This window comes from Methylobacterium variabile (assembly GCF_001043975.1).
Taxonomy (GTDB): Bacteria; Pseudomonadota; Alphaproteobacteria; order Rhizobiales; family Beijerinckiaceae; genus Methylobacterium; species Methylobacterium variabile.
This window is the reverse complement of sequence record NZ_LABY01000153.1, coordinates 1-23,775: the sequence shown is the minus strand read 5'-3', so window position 1 is coordinate 23,775 and position 23,775 is coordinate 1. Positions and strand designations below refer to the sequence as shown.

The window sequence follows — 23,775 nt, the reverse complement described above, 5'->3', positions numbered from 1 at the left end:
GGGCTGCCGCGCCAGCGCCGGCGGCGGGGCGGCGCGGCAGCCCGGCGCGACCAGCGGGCAGCGCGGCGCGAAGGCGCAGCCGGGCTGGCCTTGCGCCGAGGCGATCGAGCCCGGGATCTCCGGCAGCGCCTCGCCGCGCAAGGCCGCCCGGCTGCGGGGCGAGGCGGCGAGCAGGCCCTGCGTGTAGGGGTGGAGCGGCCTCGAGAACAGCGCGTCCGGCTCCGCCTCCTCGACCCGGCGGCCGGCATACATCACCATCACCCGGTCGGCCCATTGCCCGACCACGCCGAGGTCGTGGGTGATGAGCAGCACCGCCATGCCGAGGTCGCGGCGCAACGAGTCGATGAGGTCGAGCACCTGCGCCTGGATCGTCACGTCGAGCGCCGTCGTCGGCTCGTCGGCAATGAGGAGCTTCGGGGCGCAGGCGACCGCGACGGCGATCATCACCCGCTGGCGCATGCCGCCGGAGAGCTGGTGCGGGTAGGCGTCGATCCGCCTGTGCGGATCGGGGATGCGGACCCGGTCGAGCAGCTCGACGGCGCGGGCCCGGGCCGCGCGGGCCGAGAGGCCCTCGTGCCGGCGTAAGCCCTCGGCGATCTGGACGCCGACGCTCAGCACCGGGTTCAGCGCCGTCATCGGCTCCTGGAACACCATCGCGATCTCGCGCCCGCGAACCTCGCGGAACCGGTGCTCGCTCAAGGTGCCGATGTCGCGGCCGTCGAACCGGATCGTGCCGGATGCGATCCGGCCGCGCGGCGGCAGGAGGCGCATTAGGGCGAGCGCCGTGAGCGACTTGCCCGAGCCCGACTCGCCGACGAGGGCAACCGTTTCTCCCGGAGCGACGGTGAAGCTCAGGTCCTGCACCGGCCGGGCCCGCGGGAAGGCGATGCCGAGGCCCTGGACGTCGAGAAGCGCCATCTCACGCCTCCCCGGCGAGACGCGGGTTGAGGGCGTCGTTGAGCCCGTCGCCGACGAGGTTGAGGGCGAGCACGCTGAGCACGATCGCGATGCCGGGGACCGCCGTCAGGTACCAGGCGCTGCGCAGCACCTCCCGGCCGGCGCCGATCATGCTGCCCCAGCTCACCACGTTCGGGTCGCCGAGGCCCATGAAGGACAGGGCCGATTCCATCAGGATGCCGGAGGCGACCATCACCGAGGCGGTGACGACGATCGGCGGCAGGGCATTGGGCAGGATCTCGGCGACCACGATCCGCACCGGCCCGTAGCCGAGGCCGCGGGCGGCCGTGACGAAATCCTTCTCGCGCAAGGACCGGAACTCGGCCCGGGTGAGCCTGGCCACCGTCGGCCAGGAGGTTGCCCCGATGGCGAGCGTGATCGCCGGGATCGACGGCTGGGCGATCGCCACCAGCACCACAAGCAGGATGAAGGCCGGGATGGTCTGGAACAGGGCGATCAGCCGGCCGAGCGCGCGGTCGATCCACCCGCCGCAATAGCCGGCCGTCGCCCCGACCAGCACACCGAGGGCCAGGCCCACGGACGCGGCCGCGAACCCGACGAGGAGCGAGACCCTGGCGCCGTGCGCGACTCCTGCGGCCACGTCGCGCCCGAGGGAATCGGTGCCGAGGGGATAGGCCGGGTCCTGGCCCGGCCACAGGAAGGGCTGCGCTACCATGCCCAGCGGATCGTCCGGGTAGACGAATGGCGCCGCGAGCGCCGCCGCCGCCACGAGGCCGAGAATGATGAGGCCGGACAGGGCCGTCGGGTTGCGCAGGAAGGCCCGCAGCGCCCGGCGCGGCGCCGGCCGCATCGCGCCGCGGTCCGGGGCGGCGGCCCGCGCGAGCGTCGGCGCGAGGCGCGCGGTCATCGGGGATGAGGTCATGAGCGCACCGCGATGCGAGGATCGAGGATCGCCTGGAGGAGGTCGACCGCCACGTTGGCGGCGAGGACCAGGAGCGAGGAGAGCAGGAGCACGCCCAGCAGCACGCTGAAGTCGCGCGCCATCACCGCTTCGAAAGCGAGGCGCCCGAGGCCGGGCCAGGAATAGACCGTCTCGACCACGACGGCGCCGCCGAGGAGCCCGCCGACATGCATGCCGGCGACGGTGGTGACCGGCAGGAGCGCGTTGCGCAGGACGTGGCGCACGCTGACCGCCAGCGGCGACAGGCCCTTGGCTGCGGCCGTCCGCACGAAGTCCTGGGCGCGCACCTCCAGCATCGCGGCGCGCACCAGGCGGGCGTAGATCGCGACGTAGAACAGGGCGAGCGACAGCCCGGGCAGCACCATGTAGCGGAGCTGGTCGGTCAGCACCGCGAACCCGGTGAGGCCCTGGCCGATGGTGCGCGCGCCGCCGCTCGGCAGCCAGCCGAGCTTCACCGAGAAGAGCACGATCAGCATCAGGCCGATCCAGAAGCCCGGCACCGAGTAGAATAGCAGCACGGCGACCGACAGGACCCGGTCGAGGATGCCGCCCGGTGCGCGGGCCATCAGCACGCCGAGGGCGAGCCCGGCGAGGAGCGCGAGGGCGAGGGCGAGGCCCATCAGCATCAGCGTGCCGGGCAGGCGCTGCCCGATCAGCTCGGTCACCGGCATGTTGTAGCGCGGCGAGAAGCCGAGGCTCAGATGGGCAAGGTTGTTCAGGTAGGCCAGGAACTGTTCGAGGAGCGGCAGGTCGAGGCCGAAGCGGCTGCGCATCGCCGCCAGCGTCTCCTCGGTCGCTGCCCCGGCCTCGCCGGCCATCACCTCGGCGGCGTCACCGGGTGCGAGGCGCAGGAGGAAGAAGTTCACCACCAGGATGAGGAGCGCGGTCGGCGCGGCCTCGAGGAGCGCCCGCCCCAGGACGGGGAGCAGGCGGCGTGTTCGGTCCATTGCGGGCCTCTCCGGCTCGACGCCGCCCGGCCGCGGCGGCCCGGATAAATTCATATTGTCGATCTATTTTGTCAACTATACGATGTCGTCATCGCGCGGGCTCGAAGCCCGCGGCTCCCCGAGGCGAGCATCGTCATGACACTCACCCTCCCTCCCGGCGCCCTCGTCGGCCGGTCCGGCTTCGCGAGTCCGGCCGATTTCCCCGACAGCCCGCTGTCGCGGGCGCTCAAGGAGCCGCTGCTGCTGGGCCTGTTCCTGCCGATCCAGGCCGGCGGCTGGACCGCCTCGACCTTGCCGCGCACCACCGACTGGCGCTTCGACTACAACCGCGACCTGGTGCTCGAGGCCGAGCGCCTCGGCTTCGACCTCGTCTTCGCCCTGTCGCAGTGGCTGCCGAAGGGCGGCTACGGCGGCGTGCTCGACGGGCAGGCCCTCGATTCCTTCACCAGCATCGCGGCCTTGTCGGCGCTCACCCGCCGCATCCTGCTGGTGGCGACCGTGCACGTGCTCTACGGGCCCTGGCACCCGCTGCACCTCGCCAAGTTCGGCGCCACCCTCGACCACATCTCCGGCGGCCGCTTCGGCTTCAACGTCGTCACCGGCCACCGGGCGGTGGAGCACGAGATGTTCGGCTGGCCGCGCATCGCGCACGACCGCCGCTACGCGCTCGCGGCCGAGTTCGTCGAGGTGGTGCAGCGCCTGTGGCAGGACGAGGAGCCGTTCTCCTTCTCGGGCGATTCGTCGTGGCGCCTCGGCGAGGGCTTCGTCACGCCGAAGCCGCGTTACGGCCGGCCGATCCTCGTCAACGCCACCGGCTCCGAGGCCGGGATCGCCTTCGCGGGGCGCTATTCCGACATCGTGTTCGTGACGAGCCCGGCGGGCGCCGACATCGACAGCGCGCTTCACGCCCTGCCCGATCACACCGCGCGGGTGAAGGCGGCGGCGCGGGCGGTCGGGCGCGAGGTCCGCACGCTGATCAACCCGCTGGTGATCTGCCGCGAGACGGAAGCCGAGGCCTGGGCCTACGCCGACGCCATCGTGGCCCATGCCGACCCGCGCAGCCCGAAGGGCTTCCGCACCCTCGATTCCGACGCCCATGCCTGGAAAGGCCGCGAGGGGCGGGTCGACCCCTACGCGGCGATCGGCGGCAACATCCGGGTGATCGGCTCGCCCGAGCAGGTGGTGGAGCAGTTCGCAGGCCTCAAGCGGGCCGGCATCGATGGGCTGCAGCTCAGCTTCTACGACTTCAAGCCCGACCTCGCCTTCTTCGGCGAGCGGTTGCTGCCGCTGATGCGCCAGGCGGGCTTGCGCGGCGCCCAGGCCGCGCTGGCGGCGTGACCTCTGACTGCCGCGCTCGCGGCCTGAACCCCCTCCCCATCTCCGGACACGAAACGCCATGACCGCCCTCACCCGCCGCCGCTTCACCGGCGGCCTCGCCGCCGGAGCCCTCGGCCTCGCCCGGCCGGCCCGTGCCGGCACGCCGCGCCGGGGCGGCACCCTGACGATGGTGATCCAGCCCGAGCCGCCGACGCTGGTGAGCCTGACCCACACCGCCGGGCCGACCACCCGGGTGAGCCCGAAGGTGACGGAAGGCCTGCTCGCCTTCGACCTCGACTTCCGGCCGCGGCCCCAGCTCGCCACCGCCTGGGAGGTGAGCGGCGACGGCCTGCGCTACCGCTTCGCCCTGCGCCGGGGCGTCCAATGGCATGACGGCCAGCCCTTCACCTCGGCCGACGTCGCCCACTCGATCCGGCTTCTCAAGGAGCATCATCCGCGCGGGCGCGGCACGCTCGCGGGCGTGGTCGACGTGCTGACGCCCGATCCGCACACCGCCGAGATCGTGCTGTCGCGGCCGGCGCCCTACCTGCTCGCGGCGCTCACCGCCTCCGAGACGCCGATCGTGCCCAAGCACCGCTACGACGGCGACGTGCTGGGAAGCCCGAACGGCAAGGCACCCGTCGGCACCGGGCCGTTCGTGTTCAAGGAATGGGTGCAGGGCAGTCACATCCTCTACGAGCGCAACCCGAACTACTGGGACCCGGGCAAGCCGTATCTCGATGGAATCGTCGTGCGCTTCATCGCCGACGCCAACGCCCGTGCGGTGGCGCTGGAGACGGGGGAAGTGCTCTACGCTCCCGATACCCCGGCGCCGCTCGCGCAGCTCGACGCGCTCAAGGCCAACCCGGCCCTGCGGATCGAGACCCGCGGCTACGACTACCAGCCGATCGTCTACCGGCTCGAGTTCAACCTGGCGAACCCGTACTTCAAGCACCTCGCGGTACGCCAGGCGGTGGCCCACGCGGTCGACCGGGCGGCGATCAACCGGCTCGTCTTCTATGGCTACAGCCGGGACGCGCCGTCCGCGATCAGCCCGGTGCTCAAGGCCTTCCACGACCCGGACGCGCCGAAGCACCCCTTCGATCCGAGACGGGCCGAGGCCCTGCTCGACCAGGCGGGCTTCCCCCGTGGCCCGGACGGCGTGCGCTTCCGGGTCCACCACGACTACATGCCCTACAGCGAGGCCTACCAGCAGCTCGGCAACTACACCCGGCAGGCGCTCGCCAAGGTCGGGATCGGCGTGACCCTGCGGGCCCAGGACGTGCCGACCTGGTTCAAGCGCACCTACACCGACCGCGCCTTCGACTTCATGAGCAACGGCATGAGCCATTCCTTCGATCCGACGGTCGGGGTGCAGCGGCTGTACTGGTCGAAGAATTTCCGGCCCGGCGTGCCGTTCACCAACGGCTCCGGCTACGGCAACCCGGAGGTCGACCGGCTGCTCGAAGCCGCCGCCGTCGAGACCGACCCGGACCGGCGGCGCGAGCACTTCTTCGCCGTCCAGGGACACGTCGGCCGCGACCTGCCGGACGTGAACCTCGTTACCGGCGCCAACCTGACGATCCTCAACCGCCGCGTCGCCGGCCACCCGACCACGATCGACGGCCCGTCCGACACCTTCGCCGACGTCTGGCTCGCGGCGTGAGCGCCCGCGACAGGAGATCCCGCATGAGCTTCCCCCACGGCCTCGGCTTCGAGCCCGACCTCTCCGACCCCTATCTCGCCAGGGCGGCCGCTTTACGCGAGATCTTCGCCCGCGACGCGGTGGAGCGCGACAAGGCCGGCGGCCGGCCGGCCGAGCAGATCCTCCTCCTGAAGGAGAGCGGCCTCCTCAAGCTCCTGATCCCGCGCGAGCATGGCGGGCACGGCGAGCCGTGGTCGACGGCGCTTCGGATCGTGCGGGAATTCGCCAAGGTCGACGGGTCGCTAGGCCATCTCTACGGCTACCATTTCGGCTCGGTCCACGCCGCCCACCTCCTCGGCGATCCGGACCAGGCCGCCGCCCTCTACCGGCGCTCGGCCGAGGGCAACTGGTTCTGGGGCAACGCCCGCAACAGCTTCTCGAAGACCCTGTCCGGCCGGCGCGAGGGCGACTGGATCACGGTGAACGGCTTCAAGCCCTTCACGTCGGGCTCGCACGTCGCCGACGCGCTGATGATCGCCTGGCTCGACGAGGAGACGCATGACTGGGCCTTCGCGGCGGTGCCGGCGGACCGGCCCGGGATCATCGTCGAGAACGACTGGGACGCCATCGGCCAGCGCCAGACCGGCAGCGGCCGGGTGACCTTCGCGGACCTCAAGATCCATGCCGACGAGGTGCTGGACCACGGCTTCGACCGCGGCCGGCCCTACCGGACGCTCGGCGTGCTGCAGCAGCAGAGCGTGCTCCTCAACGTGTTCGTCGGCAGCGCGCAGGGCGCGCTCGCGGCCGCCCGCGACTATACCGTGACGACCTCGCGGCCCTGGCTGCATTCCGGCGTCGAGACGCACACCGACGACCCCTGGGTCCAGCGCACCTACGGCGACCTCGTCCTGCGCACGCAAGCCGCGACCCTGCTCGCCGACAGGGCGCTCGCGGCGATCGACGCCGCCTTCGCCCGCGGCCGCGACCTGACCGAGGCCGAGCGCGGCGAGGCCGCCGTCACGGTCGCGGCGGCCAACGCCCATGCCGGGGCTGTCGCCCTCGACGTCACCAGCACCGTGTTCGAGGTGATGGGCGCCCGTGCCTCGGCGTCGGCCTACGGCTTCGATCGGTTCTGGCGCAACGTCCGCACCCACACCTTGCACAACCCGGCCGAGTACAAGATCCGCAATGTCGGTACCTGGTTCCTGACCGGCGCCTATCCTCAGCCGAGCAACTTCCAATGAGCGGCCGCGCGACCGGGGGCCGGGCTCCCTTCAGGAGAGCGTCGCGGAAATTCTTCCCGGTCCGCCCGCTGGCGCAGCCCGCCTCTCTCCGATGGATTGTTCTTTAAAAAGAACAATCTCGTTGACTTGACGAACGCCGCCGGACACCTTCGGGGCATCGGAGGCGGCCCCGGATGCGGCCCTTCCGGTCCCCTTCCAACCAGGAGGCTCCACCGATGGCCTTTCGGCCCCTGCATGACCGCGTGCTGCTGCGCCGCCTCGACGGCGAGGCGACCACCAAGGGCGGCATCATCATTCCCGACACCGCCAAGGAGAAGCCGCAAGAGGGCGAGATCGTCGCCGTCGGCCCCGGCGCCCGCGACGAGTCCGGCAAGCTGACGCCCCTCGACGTGAAGGCCGGCGACCGGGTGCTGTTTGGCAAGTGGTCCGGCACCGAGGTCAAGATCGGCGGCGAGGACCTCCTGATCCTCAAGGAAGCCGACATCCTCGGCGTGATCGCGGCCTGACCCCGACGAGACCAGAAGGACGAGACCCATGGCTGCCAAGGACGTGAAGTTCTCCGCCGACGCCCGCGAGCGCCTGCTGCGCGGCGTCGACATCCTGGCCGACGCGGTGAAGGTCACGCTCGGCCCGAAGGGCCGCAACGTCGTGATCGAGAAGAGTTTCGGGGCGCCCCGGATCACCAAGGACGGCGTCACCGTCGCCAAGGAGATCGAGCTGGAGGACCGCTTCGAGAACCTCGGCGCCCAGCTCCTGCGCGAGGTCGCGGCCAAGACCAACGATCTGGCCGGCGACGGCACCACCACCGCGACGGTGCTGGCCCAGGCCATCGTCAAGGAGGGCGCGAAGGCGGTCGCGGCGAACTTCAACCCCCTCGACCTCAAGCGCGGCATCGACCTCGCGGTCGCCGCGGCAGTGAAGGACGTGGCCGGCCGCGCCCGCAAGGTGACGGCGTCGGACGCCATCGCGCAGGTCGGCACCATCTCGGCCAACGGCGATTCCGAGATCGGCCGGCTGATCGCTGAAGCCGTCGAGAAGGTCGGCAAGGAGGGCGTCATCACGGTCGAGGAGGCGCGCACCGCCGAGACCGAGCTCGACGTGGTCGAGGGCCTGCAATTCGACCGCGGCTATCTCTCGCCGTACTTCGTGACCAACGCCGAGAAGCTGACCGTCGAGCTCGACGACCCCTACATCCTGATCCACGAGAAGAAGCTCTCCTCGCTCCAGCCGCTCCTGCCGGTGCTGGAAGCCGTGGTGCAGTCCGGCCGGCCCCTCCTCATCATCGCCGAGGACATCGAGGGCGAGGCGCTGGCGACGCTCGTCGTCAACAAGCTGCGCGGCGGCCTGAAGGTGGCGGCCGTCAAGGCGCCGGGCTTCGGCGACCGGCGCAAGGCGATCCTCGAGGACATCGCGATCCTCACCAAGGGCCAGACGATCTCGGAGGAACTCGGCATCAAGCTCGAGAGCGTGACGCTCGCCGATCTCGGCCGCGCCAAGCGCGTGCGGATCGAGAAGGAGAACACCACGATCGTCGACGGCGCCGGCGAGGCGTCCGAGATCGCCGCGCGCGTCGCCCAGATCAAGGCGCAGATCGAGGAGACCACCTCCGACTACGACCGCGAGAAGCTGCAGGAGCGCCTGGCCAAGCTCGCGGGCGGCGTCGCCGTGCTGCGAGTCGGCGGCGCCACCGAGGTCGAGGTCAAGGAGCGCAAGGACCGCGTCGACGACGCCCTCAACGCCACCCGGGCGGCCATCGAGGAAGGCATCGTGCCGGGCGGCGGCACCGCGCTCCTGCGGGCCCGCGGCGCCGTGGCGGCGCTCCAGGGCGGCAACCCGGACGTCGTGGCCGGGATCAAGATCGTGCTGAAGGCGCTCGAAGCCCCGATCCGCCAGATCGCCGCCAATGCCGGGGTCGAGGGCTCGATCGTGGTCGCCAAGGTGGCCGAGAGCGACTCCGACACCTACGGCTTCGACGCGCAGCGGGAGGTCTACCTCGACCTGATCGAGGCCGGCATCGTCGATCCGGTGAAGGTGGTGCGCACCGCGCTCCAGGATGCGGCCTCGGTGGCGGGCCTCCTCGTCACCACGGAAGCCCTCGTCGCGGACCGGCCGAAGGACAAGGCCGCCCTGCCCGCCCCGGCCAATCCGGACTTCTGACGACCGATCCCGCATGCCCCGGGGTACAGCCCGGGGCATGCCCCTCCCCCTCATGCGCCAGGATCGTCATGCCGCGGCACCAGGACCCGACCGTCCCGTTCCACCCCTCCGAGCCGAGCCCGGGACTCGTCACGGTGGCCTTCTGCGTCACGCTGATCCTCGCCGCGTTCACGCTCCTGCTGCGTGCGGGCTGACGCGGGCGCGGATGAGCCCCGTCGTCGCGAAAGCGCGGCGCACGGGGCATGCATCGTGAAAGGACGGTATGCGAGCGGCCACGCCCGTTCGGACGACCTTACCGCCAAGATCTGACATGACCAAATTAATCTATTTATCTAATCAACTATCTTTGACTCGCGCGTCTCACCGCGCGACACGTGTGGGGAGCCGCCGGTCCGGTCGCGGCGGGACACCCGGGTCGAGACCATGACGACGCGCCGCGAGCTTCGCCTGAACGCCTTCCAGATGGCGGCCCCGTCGCATAACTGGGCCGGCCTGTGGCGGCATCCGCGCGACAACCAGGCCGACTACGCCAAACTGTCGTGGTGGACGGACTTGGCGCGGACCGCCGAGCGCGGCTTCCTCGACGGGCTGTTCATCGCCGATGTGTTCGGCCTCTACGACGTCTATGCGGGCAACGGCGACGCGGCGCTTGCCGCCGGCGCCCAGGCGCCCAACGCCGATCCGGTCCTCGCCGTCTCGGCCATGGCCCACGTCACGCGCCATCTCGGCTTCGGCATCACCCAGAACCTCACCTACGATCACCCGTTCCAGTTCGCCCGCCGCTTCACCACCCTCGACCACCTCACCGACGGGCGGCTCGGCTGGAACATCGTGACGGGCTACCTCGACAGCGGTGCCCGCGGCATGGGGCTCGCCGTCTCGCGCGACCACGACGAGCGCTACGAGGCGGCCGAGGACTTCATGGCGGCCGTCTACAAGCTGTGGGAGGGCTCCTGGGAGGACGACGCGGTCGTGAGGGACCGGGCGGCGGGCGTGTTCACGCGGCCCGACAAGGTGCACCGGATCGTGCATGACGGCCCCTACTACAAGGTCGATGCCCGCCACCTCTCCGAGCCCTCGCCGCAGCGCACGCCGGTCCTCTACCAGGCCGGCACCTCGGACCGGGGCGTGCGTTTCGCCGGGTGCCACGCCGAGAGCGTCTTCCTCAACGGCCCGACGAAGCCCGCCGCCGCGACGGCGGTCCGCAGGGTGCGGGACGCGGCCCGGGAGGCGGGACGCGACCCTTACGACGTCCTGACCTTCCTAGGCGCGACCGTGATCGTGGCGCCGACCTCGGCCGAGGCGCGCGACCTGCGCGACGAGTACCGGGCCTACATCGACGCGGCGGGCCAGCTGGCGCTGGTCTCCGGCTGGACCGGGATCGACCTCTCGGGCCTGTCCCTTGACGACGCGCTCAGCTTCGCGCGCACCAACGCGATCCGGTCGACGGTCGAGAGCCTCACCCGGGCGGCGCGCCCGACCCTGGTGCGCGACCTCCTCGAGTTCACGCCCGCTGGCGCCCGGGCGCCGGTGGTCGTCGGCTCACCCGTCGAGGTCGCCGACGAACTCCTGTCCTGGGTGACGGAGACGGACGTGGACGGCTTCAATCTCGTGCGCACGGTGATGCCGGAATCCCTCGACGCGGTGGTCGACCTCCTCGTGCCCGAGCTGCAATCCCGCGGCGCGTTCAAGACCGCCTACCGCCAGGGGACCCTGCGGGAGAAGCTCTTCCCCGCGCGCGGCGCGCGCCTGCCCGACAGTCATCCCGGCGCCGGCTTCCGCCCGCCCGCGCCCCGCGGCGATGCATGACGTCCGACCCCCTAGAGCGATTCCCGCTTCGGTTGCGCGCCGGGTTGTCGGCTCTTCCAGCCGCATCCGCGTCAGCGGCGCTCTCGTTCCTCAAGGCACCGCAGAAGAGAGAGCGGGTTCATTGACGCGGCCCACGATCTCGGCCAATTCTCGGCAGAGCAAGAGATCGCTGTCGGAGATATGATCCGAGCTGACCGTAGCCGATGCGGATGACGACCTTGCGCGTTGACATCAACATTATCGAGATCGAGGCGTCGCGGATCAGAACCGTGCCGTTGACCACTCGCGCTGCTGCCTTGGTCGTCTGGCTGCGCCGATTGCGCGTCCTTGACTCCCTCCCAACTCGAATTACGAAGGCCTGCGCTGTTCCGGAAAGCCCCCGATCCCCCATATGGGCGTCCTAGCCGTCTCTGAAGCCTTTTTCGCGCTATTTCGAGCCCAGGGCGAATTCCCCGGGTCGCTGCCTCAGCGTCCCCGATGGTCGCGATAAAAAGCCCCAATCCCATAGCCTGCAAAGAAACCGACAGCCATGAGCAGAGGGACCAGGCCGCCATTGGCCTCATCGAGTTCTTCCATGCTCAACTCGCCCATCTCTGCCTGCTCCTTGAGGGCCTGTGATTCGGTATCGAACTTCGCAGAGGTGTTGTCGGAGGCGTTGAGGGCGAGATCAGTCATCGATCTTCTCCAAATGCGTGCCATCTCACCTCGAGATCGCATTCAGTTTCTAGCTTTCAGATCTTGGAGCCGCAGTGCTAATCCGCACACGGTGCGGACATTGGCGCATGAAGCCCAGTATCATCAGAATGAATGATAAAACTGGACGATGCCGCGCTGACCGCGATCCGAGTGCGCGTGTCATGCCTGCCGGATCGTCAGCCATCCGTGGACGACAAGAGCCAGATCCAAGCTCTCGAGCACACCCGGCCTGTTCACCATCTCGTACCAGAACGCCCGGCTACGTGCACGCATGACTACGTTCGCCACCGCACCACGACGCTGTTTGCGACACTCAGAGCCTGTCTGACTGATCGGTGCAATCGCGCGTTGTTGTCGGCGGGAGGGGCCGATGTGGAAGCAAGCAGAGATCGAAATCTGCAAATGATTTAGAGATGCATTGCAAATAATTCTGTCAGGTCATGCGGTATAATCAAATGATAAAAAGCGTCTTGCTGCGGGATGCGCAATCGTCGATTTGATAGAGCTTTTTCGCGTGTTTGGACAACCTCTCCTTCGTCGCCAGATTCTTCAGGGTCGAAGCTCTGATTTCGGTCCAAACGTAATGGTTGCAGCTGCGTGTCCCCTCGGGGCAGGCATGCGTCCCTCTGCGCAACCATCTCACCGAGCCGCACGGGTCGGCTCCGGTCCGCCAGGAACGCGCGAGGTATTGGTGATGGCAGCCGGTTGTGCGTGGCGCGGTCACGTTCATTGCCACTTGGTCCAGGCGGGTTGGTTTCCCTTGCGAAGCATTCGCGTGAGTTCGTGGATGGGTTCGTGCGGTCACATTGGACCGGCGGTGATCAGGCCGGAACGGATTCTGCCATGCATCGGTTGATTCTGATCAACGAGACAGGGATGATGCCATGCGCATAGGTACTGTACTGATCGGGACGAGCGCGGCTCTGATGCTCACGGTGACGATTGCTGCCGCAGGTCCGTGCGACACGGGTCCCCGCGATCCGCACCACACCACGTCCAACGCCAACCCGCCGGCGGCCAGCAAGGTGACGCCGGGCACCACCGCTGAGACGACGGGGTCCCTCGGCGGCACGCAGGCCGGAGGTGACAAGACGGCACTGCCCGGGGACACCTCGAAGATGTCGACGCAGGATCAGGCCTCGGCGCAGCGGCCCAACGATTGCTGACCGCGCCCTGCCGAGGCCAGGAGACTCGGATCGGGAGATGTGCGGTGCCGCCGTGAACGCGGCGCTCTCCACACGTTAAGAGAGCGAACGCCCGCAGGCTGACCGCCTCGCGGGCGTTTCGCGGTCCAGAATCCAGGAGGAGCCGTGCTCGGTCCTCGCCCGGAGGTGCAGCCGCTCTCCGCCTCGTCGATTGCCCCGCCACCGCGATCCTGCTTGTTTCCAAGGATGCAATACAGAGGCTGTGTCGGCGGAATGTCTCCTGACTGGGCAGCTCCCTCCTCTCTGCCCGCTCTACCGAGCGGGGCCAGAGCGTCGGACGGCACCTCGTCCTGATCCGTGGCGCGCCGTTGCCGAACCTCCGGCATCCGGGACGCTCCGTCTCACGATACCCGCAAGCCTCGCACAATCCAGGACATACACGTTCTCCGTTCATCGGCGGGAGGTGTCGGACCATGGACGACGAGGCACTCACGGAGACGCGGGCGGGTGAGCGGCTGGCTTACCACCTCCTGAAGGAGGCCTATCAGGACCTCGCGGCAGTGCTGCTGAGCGCCAATGCCAAGGCGGCGGAGAGCCTGTTCTACGCCGTCGAGAAGCGCACGGCGGACGCGCTCCGGTCCGTGGTGGCGGACCGCACCGAAGGCCATGCCTCGACCCGCATCGCCCGCACCGTCGGTGGCCAGCTCAACGACCTGTTCGAGGGTGCGCACGGCCGCACCGGGATTCCGACGCCCCGGCGGGTGGCGTAACCTCGACAGCGGCCGGGCGGTGCCTTGCGCCAGGAAGTGAAGCGCGGCAGCGAGCCTTCGATGGCGGGTGCGGCATGCTCAGGCTCCTGGTTACCGTGCTCGTCGTGCGCCCTCAACCTGTTCGGCGTCCCGGCCGCCGGCGGCGAGGTCCGGCGCGTGACTTGGTACTCCCTCGACGAACGGCCGATGAGCGTCACGCCCGACGGACGGGCGGTGCCCTTCGCCTCGGCCTTCGTCTGGTGGCTGCCCTCGATGATCGTGCCCGCCTCACCTGCGGGCTGCCGCAGATCGCCCGCTAGGCGCCTGCTGTCCGGCGAGCGCGGCGGCGGAGCCGCGCTGAGGCCTACAGGAAGCTCTGCGGATCGACGTCGATGCCGACCCTGAGGTTGCCCCGCGGCTTCGGGCCCCGCGCGAGCCAGTCGCGCAGGTAGCTCTGGATGTCGATCTCGCGCTCGGTCTTGACCAGCAGGCGGAAGCGGTAGCGGCCCCGCACCAGGGCGAGCGGCGCCTCGGCGGGGCCGAGCACCATCACGCCGGGCGGCGGCTCGGCGACGCGGGCGAGCGCCCGGCCATGGGCCTCGGCGGCCTCGCGGTCAGTGCAGGAGATCACGAGCGCGGCGAGGCGGCCGAACGGCGGCAGGCCGGCGACCTCCCGGGCGGCCGTCTCCTCGGAATAGAAGCGCTCGGCGTCGCCGGAGATGAGCGCCGCGATCACCGGGTGCTCGGGCTGGTAGGTCTGGACGAGCGCCCGCCCCGGCTTCTCGCCGCGGCCGGCGCGCCCCGTGACCTGCTGCAGGAGCTGAAAGGTGCGCTCGGCGGCGCGAGGATCGCCGGAGGTCAGCCCGATATCGGCGTCGAGGACGCCGACCAGGGTCAGGTGCGGGAAGTTGTGGCCCTTAGCGACGAGCTGGGTGCCGACGACGATGTCGCAGCCGCCCTCCGCCACGGTCTGCAGCTCGGCCCGCAGCCGCTCGGCCCCGCCGGGAAAGTCGCTCGAGAGCACGATCACCCGCCGGTCGGGGAAGGTGGCGGCGACCTCCTCGGCGATGCGCTCGACGCCCGGCCCGCAGGCCGTGAGGTTGTCGAAGGTGCCGCACTCGGTGCAGGCCTCCGGGCGCCGCTCGGCGTGGCCGCAATGGTGGCAGACGAGGGCCCGGCGGAAGCGGTGCTCGACGAGCCAGGTCGAGCAGTTGGGACACTGGTAGCGGTGGCCGCAGGCCCGGCACAGGGTGAGCGGCGCGTAGCCGCGGCGGTTGAGGAAGAGCAGCGCCTGCTCGCCCCGCGCATTGGTCTCGGCGATGGCCGAGACCAGGCTCGGCGACAGGTAGCGCCCGCGCGGCACCTTCTCGCCTCTCATGTCGATGGCGCGGATCTCCGGCAGGCGCCTTCCGCCGAAGCGCTCGGGCATCACCACCCGCCGATAGCGGCCGCGCTCGGCGTTGACCCGGGTCTCGATCGAGGGCGTGGCGGAAGCGAGCACCACGGCGGCATTCTCGAGCTTGCCGCGCACCACCGCCATGTCGCGGGCGTGGTAGCAGACGCCGTCGTCCTGCTTGTAGGCGCCCTCGTGCTCCTCGTCGACGACGATCAGGCCGAGCCGGCGGAAGGGCAGGAAGAGGGCCGAGCGGGCGCCGACCACCACCTGCACCTCGCCCGACGCCGCGCCGGCCCGGATGCGCTCGCGCCGCCGCCCGCCGACGCCCGAGTGCCAGGCGGCGGGCCTGACCCCGAACCGGCGCGCGAAGCGGTCGAGGAACTGGGCCGTCAGGGCGATCTCCGGCATCAGCACCAGGGATTGCACGCCCCGGCGCAGGGCCTCGGCCACCACCTCGAAGTAGACCTCGGTCTTGCCCGATCCCGTCACGCCCTCGAGCAGCGTCACGCCGCCCTCGCCCGCCGCGCCGCCGGCTGCCGGCGCCGCCGTGAGGGTGGCGATCAGCGCCCGGGCCGCCTCGGCCTGGGCCCCCGAGAGGGCGTCGTGGGGATGGTCGGGGTCCGGCGGCTCGGCGACGCGCTCGGGGGCCAGCGCCACCGTCTCGAGCACGCCGTCGTCGATGAGGCCATCGACCACGCCGGCGCTGACCCCGGCCTCGAGGGCCAGCGCCCGCTTGCCCCGCACCACGCCGTCGGCCGCCACCGCCACCACCTTGCCCCGGGCCGGGGTCATCCGGCTCGGCGGCATCCCGGTCGCCCGCACGCCGATTCGGGCGGTCTCGGTGCGGTTCTCCTCCGGCAGGCGCAGGGCCATGGCCAGCGCCGAGCCCTTCGGCGCCAGGGTGTAGCGGGCGATCCACTCGACGAGGCGGCGCAGGGCCGGGCTCAGGGTCTCGACGCCGATGCGGCCGCTCACCCGGCGCAGGTTGGAGCCGGCGCCGTCGCGCAGGCCCCACACCACGCCCACCGTCTCCCGCGGCCCGAGCGGCACCTGCACCACGTCGCCCTCGGCGAGGGTGAGCTCGGGCGGCACGGCGTAGCTGTAGGCCTGGTCGAGGGCGAGCGGGATCAGGACGTCGGCGATCGGGGCGGTCATCACGGCAGGGTCGGGCGGCGCTGGACCCTCATATAGGAACGGTCACGCCGCGCCGCCCCCGCTCACGCCTCGTCCTCGCCGATCTCCTCCTGGCTCATCTCCTCTTGACCTACCTCCTCTTGGCCCACCTCCTCCTCGCCGATCCGCCGGCGCACGCCCCACTCGGCCAGCACGGCGTTGAGGTCGTCGAGGACGAAGTGGCGGGCGCTGTCCTGGTCGTAGCCCTCCTCCAGGAGGGCGTCGTACTCGGTGAAGACGTGGCGGGCGTACGACACCATGCCGAGCCAGGCGGCGGTCTCGGGGGCGGCGCCGCGCAGTCCGGAGCTCGCGAGCGCCCGGTCGACGATCGCCTCGGCCTCGAACTCCGGCACCCGGGGGGCGAGGCGGGCCAGGGCCGCCTCCACCGCCTCGCGGCGGGTGGGCGGCGATCGACCCGCCGGCGGAGCGGATGGTCGCGGATCGGTGCGGCGGCTCATCGGCGTCCTTGGAGTCGCGGGCGGGGTGCCCGCCGGGGGCAGAACCTGCCGGACCGGGCCGGCCCTGTCACCCCCGCGTCCCGTCGGCCCGACCCGGCTGCGCCGATCGGCGGCGGTGTCCCTCGCGGCGAAAAAATGCATAAGGTGGGGCGAGAGCCACGCAGCCGGCCGGCCGCGATCGCGGCCGGCCTCGAGACCTCACATGCGCCTTGTCGTTGCCACCCTCCTCCTCGCCCTCGCCGCCGGCACCGCCGCGGCGCAGACGGAGGCCCCCTCCCTCCTCGGCGAGGCCCCTGTGGGCGCGGCGCCCGCGGCGCCGGAGGCGGGACAGCCCGCCACCGGCCGGCGCCAGCCGCGCCGGGTCGACGGCGCCCAGCCGGCGGCGAAGCCCGCCGTCGCTAAGGCCGACGCCGCCGAATCCGCCCGCAAGGCGCAGGCCGCCACCGCGGCCCGGGACAAGGCCTGGGACGCCCGCATGAAGCGCACCCTCGGATCGATCTGCCACGGCTGCTGAGCGCCGCGCCGGGCCGATGATCCGCTTCGAGGGCGCCGCCAAGACCTATCCGGGCAAGACCGATCCGGGCAGAGGCCCGACCGGGCTTCCGCGGCCGGCGCTCGACGCCTTCGACCTGAGCGTCGAGGCCGGCACCACCTGCGTGCTGATCGGCCCGTCGGGCTGCGGCAAGTCGACGGCGCTGCAGATGGTCAACCGCCTGGTGGTGCCGAGCGCGGGGCGGGTCCTGGTCGAGGACCGGGATGTCGCCGGCCTCGACCCGATCTCGCTGCGCCGCCGCATCGGCTACGTGATTCAGGGCGTCGGGCTGTTTCCGCATCGGACGGTCGCCCAGAACGTCGCCACCGTGCCGGGCCTCCTCGGCTGGCCGCGGGCGCGGATCGCCGAGCGGGTCGATGCGATGCTCGACCTCGTCGGCCTCGAGCCCGGCCGGTACCGCGACCGGCGCCCGGACGCGCTCTCCGGCGGCATGAAGCAGCGCGTCGCCATCGCGCGGGCGCTGGCCATGCAGCCGAAGGTGCTGCTGATGGACGAGCCCTTCGCAGCCCTCGACGCGCTGACCCGGCGCAAGATGCAGGAGGAGTTGCTGGCGCTCTGGGACGAGGCCCGCATGACCCTCCTCTTCGTCACCCACTCGATCGAGGAGGCCCTGGTGGTCGGCAACCGGGTGGCCCTGCTGTCACCCCATCCCGGCCGCGTCCGTGGCGAGTACAATTGCCACGAGTTCGACCTGTCGAGCATCGGCAGCCGCGGCTTCCAGGCCGCGGTCCAGCGCCTGCACGATCGGCTGTTCGAGCCCCTGCCGGAGGCCGCCCCGCGATGAGCCAGGCTCTCTCGCCGCCAATCCGCCCGGAATACGACCGGGCGCTGCCGCCCTTCGTCGAGGCGCCGGTCGAGCGCACCCTGCCGCTGCCGGCCCGCCTGTGGCAGCAGGGCTGGCTGCGCCGCGGCCTGATCCTCCTCGCCCTGGCGCTCGCCTGGGAGGCGCTGGCGCGCTGGCAGGACAACGACCTCCTGCTGCCGGGCTTCGGCGCCACCCTGGCGGCCCTCGCCGACGGCCTCGCGACCGGCGAGATCCTGGAGCGGACCCGGATCTCCCTCACCGTGCTGGCGCAGGGCTACGTCCTCGGGGTCGTCCTCGCCTTCGCGCTGACCTCGCTCGCGGTCTCGACGCAAGTAGGCCGCGACCTGCTCTCGACCCTGACCGCGATGTTCAACCCGCTGCCGGCGATCGCGCTGCTGCCGCTGGCGCTGCTGTGGTTCGGGCTCGGGCAGGGCAGCCTGATCTTCGTGCTGGTGCACGCGGTGCTGTGGCCGCTGGCGCTCAACACCTACGCGGGCTTCCAGGGCGTGCCCGACTCGCTGCGCATGACCGGGCGCAACTACGGGCTCGAGGGGCTCGCTTACGTCGGCCAGATCCTGGTCCCGGCGGCCCTGCCGGCGATCCTGTCGGGCCTCAAGATCGGCTGGGCCTTCGCCTGGCGCACCCTGATCGCGGCGGAGCTCGTCTTCGGCGCCTCGTCGGGCCGCGGCGGCCTCGGCTGGTACATCTTCCAGAACCGCAACGAGCTCTACACCGACCGGGTCTTCGCCGGCCTCCTCCTCGTCATCGCGATCGGCCTCCTGGTCGAGACCGTCGTGTTCGCGACCCTGGAGCGGGTCACGATCCGGCGCTGGGGACAGGTGCGCTAGGGCTTGCTCCGCCGGGCGGGGCGGGCCGTCGCGAAAAAATGTGGTCGGATCAATGACCTAGGACGCGCCCGATTGCCGGTCGATCGGGCAGCGCCCTAGATCGGCGGCACCGGTCCCGTTACCAGAGCGGACGATGACACAGGACACCATGCGCCTCGGCGCCTTCTTCTACGCCACCGGCCACCACGTCGCCGGCTGGCGCCACCCGTCGAGCGAGGCCGATGGCGGGCTCGTCCTCGAGCGGTACGTCGGCTGGGCCCGGCGGGTGGAGGCCGCGAAGTTCGACCTCATCTTCCTCGAGGACGGCACCGGCATCCGCGACGCCGACCTGCGCTCGAGCGAGCGCACCGCCCGCTCGGCCCATTTTGAGCCGGTCACCCTGCTCTCGGCGCTGGCCGCCGTCACGAGCCGGATCGGCCTCGTCGCCACCACCTCGACGAGCTTCAACGAGCCCTACAACGTCGCCCGCCGCTTCGCCTCCCTCGATCACCTGAGCGGCGGCCGCGCCGGCTGGAACCTCGTCACCTCCGCCACCGATCTCGAGGCGGCGAATTTCGGCAACGACCGGATCGCCCGCCACGCCGACCGCTACGAGCGGGCGGAGGAGTTCGTCGACGTCGTCCTGGGTCTCTGGAACACCTGGGACGACGATGCGGTCGTGATCGACAAGGCGAGCGGCCAGTTCTCGAAGCCCGACGGCTTCCGGACCCTCGACCACCGGGGCAAGCACTTCGAGGTCCGGGGGCCCCTCAACATCTCGCGCACGCCGCAGGGCCAGCCGGTGCTGGTCCAGGCCGGCTCCTCGGGTCCGGGCAAGGACTTGGCGGCGCGCACCGCCGAGATCGTCTTCACCGCCAACCAGACCCTCGACGAGGCGGTGGCGTTCTACCGCGACCTCAAGGAGCGGATGGGCCGCTTCGGCCGGGCGCCGGACGACCTCAAGATCATGCCCGGCCTCTTCCCGGTCGTCGGGCGCACCGAGGCCGAGGCGCGGGCGAAGTTCGAGGAGCTGCAGGCCCTGATCGACCCGGTCGTCGGCCTGGCGCTGCTCAGCCGGATGATCGGCGGCCACGACCTCTCAGGCTACGACCCCGACGGCCCGGTGCCGGAGCTGCCCGAGACGGAGGGCGGCAAGTCGCGCCAGCAGCTGATGTTCGACCTCGCCCGGCGCGAGGGCCTGACCCTGCGCCAGCTCTACCTGCGCATCGCGGGCGCCCGGGGCCACTCGCAGATCGTCGGCACGCCGGCGCAGATCGTCGACGAGATGGAGGCGCGCTTCCGGGCCGGCGGCGCCGACGGCTTCAACATCATGCCGCCGACCCTGCCGGGCGGCCTCGACGACTTCATCGCGCTGGTCCTGCCCGAGCTGCGCCGGCGCGGCCTGGTCCGGACCGAGTACGAGGGCCGCACCCTGCGCGAGCACCTCGGCTCGCGCCCGCCCGCCGGATACGGGCCCGGGAAGGCCTCCGCCTCGCGGGGATAGCCTCGTCCGATCGGACCGGCGTCGCGCCGGCCCCGGCGCGACGCCGGGGTCTCGCGCGCTCCCGGGGACGCCGCGAGAGGCCGGCATCCGCCCGCACCCGCGCCGCTGAGGGGCCCCGGCCGGGAGGCCGGAGGCGAGCCCGGGGCAATTCGTTGCACGTCTGCAACAGGTCGATGTTCCCTGCGACGAGGCGCCGTTCGGGCTGCCCGGCGGGACGCGCATGCCCGTGGACTGTTTCCGGCAGAAACACAAAGGCTTGCACTGGATATTCCGCGCCAGTTTAGAATCATAAGAAATAACATCAGAATTCGAAGGTCTATACCGCACCCGTTCGGTCGCTTACAAGATGATGGGTTGAACACGGGTTAGTTTAGAGGCATTCGGAGCTGGGGGATGCAGCCAATCTCGATCGACGCGCTGCACCGCTGCGACGGCGTGAGATTGCGCCGCTTCCTGACGCGCCTGCTCGGCAACCCGGCCGACGCGGCGGACGCCCATCAGGAGACCTACCTGCTGATGCTCGCGGCGCTCTCGCGGACGCAGGTCGAGAAGCCCTCCGCCTTCCTGTTCCAGATCGCCAACAACGTCGCCCTGCGGATGCGCAACCGGCAACGCCTGGAGGGCCGGATCTTCCAGCCGACGAGCGACGCCGACTGGGCCGGCATCGTCGACGCCTTCGCCCTGCCCGAGCGGCAGGCGATGGCCCGGCAGGAGCTCAGGCGCCTCGCCGCCGCCATCGACGAGCTGCCCCCGCGCTGCCGCGAGGCGTTCCTGCTCGCCCGCATCGACGGGCTCCCGAACGGCGAGGTCGCCGCGCGCCTGGGCATCAGCCGCAACATGGTCGAGAAGCACCTGATCAAGGCCCTCTTGCACTGCCGCCGCCGCTGTGGCGATCTTTTCTGACCGCCGACGTCAGGAATTCGCCGGCTGATTGATCTGAGATCGCAGGGAGACATCCTCGGACCGTCCGGGCCCTGGTGAGCCCCGGGAGGGAACTTGGCCTTGGCGATCAGCGGCGGGACCGACGCGCAGGACCGGGACGGCGAGGATCCGGTCTACGAAGCCGCGGCCAGCTGGGTCGCGCGCCTCTCCTCGCCCGACGCGACCGAGAGCGACCGCGACGCGTTCGAGGCCTGGCTCGCCGCCGACCCGGCCCACGCGGCCGCCCATGCCGAGATGGACGCGCTGTGGCGCAGGCTCGGGCAAGTTCCCGATCCCAGAGTTCCCGATCCCAGAGTTCCCGATCCGGGCGTGCCGGCGCCGCGGCCGCGCCGGCTGCCGAAGGGGCCGGCCTGCCTCGCCGCCGCGGTTGCGCTGGGCGCCGCGGTGGCCTCCCAGTCCGGCCTCGCCGACTGGCTGCGCGCCGATCTCTGGAGCGGGATCGGCGAGATCGCGCACGCGACCCTGGCCGACGGCAGCCGCGTCGACCTCAACACCGGTACCGCCCTCGCCCTGCACTTCACCGAGACCGAGCGCCGGGTCGCGCTCCTGCGCGGGGAGGCCCTGTTCGACGTCGCCCGCGATCCGGCGCGCCCCTTCGTCGTGGAGGGCGGCGGCGTGAGCGTCCGGGCGGTGGGCACGGTCTTCTACGTCCGCGCCGACGGCGCCGGGCCGGTGGGCGTCGCGGAGGGGCGCGTCGACGTCACGGCCGCCGGCCGGCACCTGGAGGTCTCGGCCGGCGAGGCGCTGCGCCGGCAGGAGGGCGGCGCCACGATCGTCAAGGCCGACATGGGCCGGGCCACCGCCTGGCGCGACGGGCGCGTGGTCTTCTCGGGCGAGCGGCTGGCCGACGTGCTCGCCGAGCTGGCGCGCTACCGCCGCGGGCGCATCCTGCTGCTCGATTCCCGCCTCGGCGAGCGGCGCGTGACGGCGGCGTTCGACCCGCGCGACACCGACGACGCCCTGGACGCGCTGGCCGCGACGATGGGTGTGCGCGTCACCCGCCTGACCCCCCTGCTCGTCCTCGTCGGGCCGCCCGCGTGAGAAAAATCGAGAAAAAGTCGCGACCCGACGTCAGGAGTTTCCCGCCTCGTTGATCTCAAGGCGTGAGGGGACGAGAGAGCGCGAAGGACGCCGGCCCTTCGAGCAGAAGGACGGGGTGTCGAATGGTGGCGCGGGAGCGTGGGTTTGGGTGTGGTCGGCTGGCGGGGATGGCCCTCGCCGGCGTCTCGCTGCTGGTGCTGGGGCCGAGCGCGGCGCTGAGCCAGGAAGCGGCGCGGGCGCAGGCGGACGGCCACCGGGAGGCGGCCGCGCCGGACGGCGACGCCGTCCCCCTGTCGATCCCGAAAGGGTCGCTCGAGCCGGCGCTGGTCAGCTTCACCGAGCAGGCCAGGGTCAAGCTGGTCTACGCCACCGACATGACCGCCACCCTGACCACGGGCGGCGTCGAGGGAGCGTTCCAGCCGCTCGAGGCCCTGGGCCGGCTCCTCGCGGGCACCGGGCTGACCTACCGGCGAGTGAGCCCCTCCACCGTCACCCTGGTCAACCCGCGCTACGCCCAGCTCGGCGGCGCCGGCGGCACGGTGGCCCTCGAGGAGATCGTCGTCGCGGGCGAGCAGCCCGCCGCGCCCGGGGCCGCCAGTTCCGGAGCCGCCAGGCCCGGCGCCGCCGGCCTGCCGCCGCCGACCGGGACGGTCGGCCAGCCGCCGCCGTCCTACGCGGGCGGCCAGGTCGCGACGGGCGCCCGCGTCGGGCTGCTGGGCAACCGCTCGGTCCTGACGACGCCCTTCAACGTGACCGGCTACACCGAGAAGCTGATCCAAGACCAGCAGGCGCGCTCGCTGGCCGACGTGGTGCTGAACGACTCGTCGGTGCGCAACGACGCGCCGCCGTTCAGCGAGCGCGACTCGTTCTTCATCCGCGGCTTCTCGGTCGTGAACCTCGACGTCGGCTTCGACGGCCTGTTCTACCTCGCCAACCCGCGGCGCGTGTTCACGGAGGGCATCGAGCGGGTCGAGATCCTGAAAGGGCCCACCGCGCTCCTGAGCGGCGGCACCGGCCGCGTCGGCGGAACCATCAACCTGATCCCCAAGCGTGCCTACGACGAGCCGCTGGCACGCCTCACCACCACCTACCTCAGCGACTCGCAGGTCTGGACCCACGCCGATCTCGGCCGCCGCTTCGGCCCGTCGAAGGAGTGGGGCGTGCGCACCAACCTGTCCTACCGCAACGGCAACACGCCGCTCGACAAGAACGCCATCGAGGTCGGCGTCGCGACGCTCGGCCTCGACTACCGCGGCGAGCGTCTGCGCGCCTCGCTCGACCTCGTCCACAACACCCAGAACATCACGGCGCCGACCTCGCTGTTCAACTCGGTCGCCCCGAACATCCCGGTGCCGCGGGCGCCGAACAACCGTCTCAACACGGCGAGCTCGCTCGAGTACATCGATACCCGCTACAACATGGCGGCGGGCCGGGTCGAGTACGACATCCTGCCCGACACGACGGTCTACGCCGCCGGCGGCGTCAGCC

The 23,775-nt window shown here is 71.3% G+C and carries 22 protein-coding genes and 1 pseudogene; 17 read left to right on the top strand and 6 right to left on the bottom strand.

The features are described from left to right. From VQ02_RS21020 to VQ02_RS21010, 3 genes are all read right to left on the bottom strand, one after another. A partial coding sequence (locus tag VQ02_RS21020; RefSeq protein WP_048446170.1) for an ABC transporter ATP-binding protein occupies positions 1-918 on the bottom strand: 918 nt, incomplete at its 3' end. A gap of 1 nt (position 919) precedes the next feature. After that, positions 920-1,840: an ABC transporter permease gene (locus tag VQ02_RS21015; protein ID WP_083469347.1), complete on the bottom strand. Its 921-nt coding sequence runs from the start codon at positions 1,838-1,840 to the stop codon at positions 920-922. Continuing rightward, positions 1,837-2,826: an ABC transporter permease gene (locus tag VQ02_RS21010; RefSeq protein ID WP_048446169.1), complete on the bottom strand. Its 990-nt coding sequence runs from the start codon at positions 2,824-2,826 to the stop codon at positions 1,837-1,839. Before VQ02_RS21010 ends, VQ02_RS21015 begins: the two co-directional genes overlap by 4 nt. A gap of 135 nt (positions 2,827-2,961) precedes the next feature. Here VQ02_RS21010 and VQ02_RS21005 point away from each other — a divergent pair, with 135 nt between their 5' ends. The 7 genes from VQ02_RS21005 (at position 2,962) to VQ02_RS20980 (ending at position 10,998) form a co-directional block, all read left to right on the top strand. Continuing rightward, entirely contained in the window at positions 2,962-4,164 is a 1,203-nt protein-coding gene (locus VQ02_RS21005) for an LLM class flavin-dependent oxidoreductase (protein WP_048446168.1), read from the top strand. A 58-nt stretch (positions 4,165-4,222) separates the two neighbouring features. After that, complete coding sequence (locus VQ02_RS21000; protein ID WP_048446167.1) at positions 4,223-5,809, top strand: ABC transporter substrate-binding protein; 1,587 nt, start codon at positions 4,223-4,225, stop codon at positions 5,807-5,809. 23 nt (positions 5,810-5,832) lie between these two features. Further along, positions 5,833-7,032, top strand: a complete 1,200-nt coding sequence (locus VQ02_RS20995) for an acyl-CoA dehydrogenase family protein (protein ID WP_048446166.1) — start codon at positions 5,833-5,835, stop codon at positions 7,030-7,032. Positions 7,033-7,247: 215 nt separating this feature from the next. After that, positions 7,248-7,538, top strand: coding sequence for a co-chaperone GroES (locus VQ02_RS20990; protein ID WP_048446165.1), 291 nt, complete (start codon positions 7,248-7,250; stop codon positions 7,536-7,538). Between the two features lie 28 nt (positions 7,539-7,566). Then, complete coding sequence (groL, locus tag VQ02_RS20985; RefSeq protein ID WP_048446164.1) at positions 7,567-9,189, top strand: chaperonin GroEL; 1,623 nt, start codon at positions 7,567-7,569, stop codon at positions 9,187-9,189. Positions 9,190-9,257: 68 nt separating this feature from the next. Continuing rightward, positions 9,258-9,383 carry a hypothetical protein gene (locus VQ02_RS39810; RefSeq protein ID WP_280818957.1) on the top strand — a complete coding sequence of 42 codons (126 nt, stop codon included), beginning with the start codon at positions 9,258-9,260 and terminating at the stop codon, positions 9,381-9,383. 229 nt (positions 9,384-9,612) lie between these two features. Beyond that, positions 9,613-10,998, top strand: coding sequence for an LLM class flavin-dependent oxidoreductase (locus VQ02_RS20980; protein ID WP_048446163.1), 1,386 nt, complete (start codon positions 9,613-9,615; stop codon positions 10,996-10,998). Between the two features lie 465 nt (positions 10,999-11,463). On the opposite strand, the gene VQ02_RS20975 is transcribed toward VQ02_RS20980, so the two are convergent. Further along, positions 11,464-11,673, bottom strand: a complete 210-nt coding sequence (locus VQ02_RS20975; RefSeq protein WP_048446162.1) for a hypothetical protein — start codon at positions 11,671-11,673, stop codon at positions 11,464-11,466. A 204-nt stretch (positions 11,674-11,877) separates the two neighbouring features. Between VQ02_RS20975 and VQ02_RS39355 the strand changes: the two are divergent. From VQ02_RS39355 to VQ02_RS20965, 3 genes and pseudogenes are all read left to right on the top strand, one after another. Beyond that, positions 11,878-12,009: pseudogene (locus VQ02_RS39355) on the top strand (IS630 family transposase); the annotation flags it as partial. 611 nt (positions 12,010-12,620) lie between these two features. Next, complete coding sequence (locus tag VQ02_RS20970; protein ID WP_048446161.1) at positions 12,621-12,860, top strand: hypothetical protein; 240 nt, start codon at positions 12,621-12,623, stop codon at positions 12,858-12,860. A gap of 452 nt (positions 12,861-13,312) precedes the next feature. Continuing rightward, positions 13,313-13,609, top strand: a complete 297-nt coding sequence (locus VQ02_RS20965) for a hypothetical protein (RefSeq protein ID WP_048446160.1) — start codon at positions 13,313-13,315, stop codon at positions 13,607-13,609. 343 nt (positions 13,610-13,952) lie between these two features. Here the strand turns inward: VQ02_RS20965 and VQ02_RS20960 are convergent, their stop codons facing one another. Then, complete coding sequence (locus tag VQ02_RS20960) at positions 13,953-16,139, bottom strand: primosomal protein N' (RefSeq protein ID WP_048446159.1); 2,187 nt, start codon at positions 16,137-16,139, stop codon at positions 13,953-13,955. Between the two features lie 62 nt (positions 16,140-16,201). Next, positions 16,202-16,615 (bottom strand): DUF2293 domain-containing protein, encoded by a 414-nt coding sequence (locus tag VQ02_RS20955; RefSeq protein WP_048446158.1) that lies wholly within the window; start codon positions 16,613-16,615, stop codon positions 16,202-16,204. 202 nt (positions 16,616-16,817) lie between these two features. Between VQ02_RS20955 and VQ02_RS20950 the strand changes: the two genes are divergently transcribed. The 7 genes from VQ02_RS20950 to VQ02_RS20920 all read left to right on the top strand — a co-directional run. Then, positions 16,818-17,129, top strand: a complete 312-nt coding sequence (locus VQ02_RS20950; RefSeq protein ID WP_048446157.1) for a hypothetical protein — start codon at positions 16,818-16,820, stop codon at positions 17,127-17,129. Between the two features lie 16 nt (positions 17,130-17,145). After that, positions 17,146-17,952, top strand: coding sequence for an ATP-binding cassette domain-containing protein (locus VQ02_RS20945; RefSeq protein WP_048446156.1), 807 nt, complete (start codon positions 17,146-17,148; stop codon positions 17,950-17,952). Beyond that, positions 17,949-18,821 carry an ABC transporter permease gene (locus VQ02_RS20940; protein WP_048446155.1) on the top strand — a complete coding sequence of 291 codons (873 nt, stop codon included), beginning with the start codon at positions 17,949-17,951 and terminating at the stop codon, positions 18,819-18,821. Before VQ02_RS20945 ends, VQ02_RS20940 begins: the two co-directional genes overlap by 4 nt. Positions 18,822-18,954: 133 nt before the next feature. Then, complete coding sequence (locus VQ02_RS20935; RefSeq protein WP_048446154.1) at positions 18,955-20,304, top strand: LLM class flavin-dependent oxidoreductase; 1,350 nt, start codon at positions 18,955-18,957, stop codon at positions 20,302-20,304. A 393-nt stretch (positions 20,305-20,697) separates the two neighbouring features. After that, a complete protein-coding gene (locus tag VQ02_RS20930) occupies positions 20,698-21,207 on the top strand; it encodes an RNA polymerase sigma factor (RefSeq protein WP_048446153.1) in 510 nt (169 codons plus the stop codon). A gap of 99 nt (positions 21,208-21,306) precedes the next feature. Continuing rightward, positions 21,307-22,287 carry a FecR family protein gene (locus VQ02_RS20925; RefSeq protein WP_048446152.1) on the top strand — a complete coding sequence of 327 codons (981 nt, stop codon included), beginning with the start codon at positions 21,307-21,309 and terminating at the stop codon, positions 22,285-22,287. A gap of 158 nt (positions 22,288-22,445) precedes the next feature. Continuing rightward, on the top strand, positions 22,446-23,775 hold a 1,330-nt coding region (locus tag VQ02_RS20920; protein WP_048446171.1), incomplete at its 3' end, for a TonB-dependent receptor.

What these genes read in the sequence shown, in the direction of transcription:
- VQ02_RS20945 (WP_048446156.1), top strand. Translation starts at nt 17,146, where the DNA reads ATGATCCGCTTCGAGGGCGCCGCCAAGACCTATCCGGGCAAGACCGAT.
- VQ02_RS20955 (WP_048446158.1), bottom strand. Translation starts at nt 16,615, where the DNA reads ATGAGCCGCCGCACCGATCCGCGACCATCCGCTCCGCCGGCGGGTCGA.
- VQ02_RS21005 (WP_048446168.1), top strand. Translation starts at nt 2,962, where the DNA reads ATGACACTCACCCTCCCTCCCGGCGCCCTCGTCGGCCGGTCCGGCTTC.
- VQ02_RS20995 (WP_048446166.1), top strand. Translation starts at nt 5,833, where the DNA reads ATGAGCTTCCCCCACGGCCTCGGCTTCGAGCCCGACCTCTCCGACCCC.
- VQ02_RS20980 (WP_048446163.1), top strand. Translation starts at nt 9,613, where the DNA reads ATGACGACGCGCCGCGAGCTTCGCCTGAACGCCTTCCAGATGGCGGCC.
- VQ02_RS20935 (WP_048446154.1), top strand. Translation starts at nt 18,955, where the DNA reads ATGACACAGGACACCATGCGCCTCGGCGCCTTCTTCTACGCCACCGGC.
- VQ02_RS20975 (WP_048446162.1), bottom strand. Translation starts at nt 11,673, where the DNA reads ATGACTGATCTCGCCCTCAACGCCTCCGACAACACCTCTGCGAAGTTC.
- VQ02_RS21000 (WP_048446167.1), top strand. Translation starts at nt 4,223, where the DNA reads ATGACCGCCCTCACCCGCCGCCGCTTCACCGGCGGCCTCGCCGCCGGA.
- VQ02_RS39810 (WP_280818957.1), top strand. Translation starts at nt 9,258, where the DNA reads ATGCCGCGGCACCAGGACCCGACCGTCCCGTTCCACCCCTCCGAGCCG.
- VQ02_RS20965 (WP_048446160.1), top strand. Translation starts at nt 13,313, where the DNA reads ATGGACGACGAGGCACTCACGGAGACGCGGGCGGGTGAGCGGCTGGCT.
- VQ02_RS20990 (WP_048446165.1), top strand. Translation starts at nt 7,248, where the DNA reads ATGGCCTTTCGGCCCCTGCATGACCGCGTGCTGCTGCGCCGCCTCGAC.
- VQ02_RS20930 (WP_048446153.1), top strand. Translation starts at nt 20,698, where the DNA reads ATGCAGCCAATCTCGATCGACGCGCTGCACCGCTGCGACGGCGTGAGA.
- VQ02_RS20950 (WP_048446157.1), top strand. Translation starts at nt 16,818, where the DNA reads ATGCGCCTTGTCGTTGCCACCCTCCTCCTCGCCCTCGCCGCCGGCACC.
- VQ02_RS20970 (WP_048446161.1), top strand. Translation starts at nt 12,621, where the DNA reads ATGCTCACGGTGACGATTGCTGCCGCAGGTCCGTGCGACACGGGTCCC.
- VQ02_RS21010 (WP_048446169.1), bottom strand. Translation starts at nt 2,826, where the DNA reads ATGGACCGAACACGCCGCCTGCTCCCCGTCCTGGGGCGGGCGCTCCTC.
- VQ02_RS20960 (WP_048446159.1), bottom strand. Translation starts at nt 16,139, where the DNA reads ATGACCGCCCCGATCGCCGACGTCCTGATCCCGCTCGCCCTCGACCAG.
- groL (WP_048446164.1), top strand. Translation starts at nt 7,567, where the DNA reads ATGGCTGCCAAGGACGTGAAGTTCTCCGCCGACGCCCGCGAGCGCCTG.
- VQ02_RS20940 (WP_048446155.1), top strand. Translation starts at nt 17,949, where the DNA reads ATGAGCCAGGCTCTCTCGCCGCCAATCCGCCCGGAATACGACCGGGCG.
- VQ02_RS21015 (WP_083469347.1), bottom strand. Translation starts at nt 1,840, where the DNA reads ATGACCTCATCCCCGATGACCGCGCGCCTCGCGCCGACGCTCGCGCGG.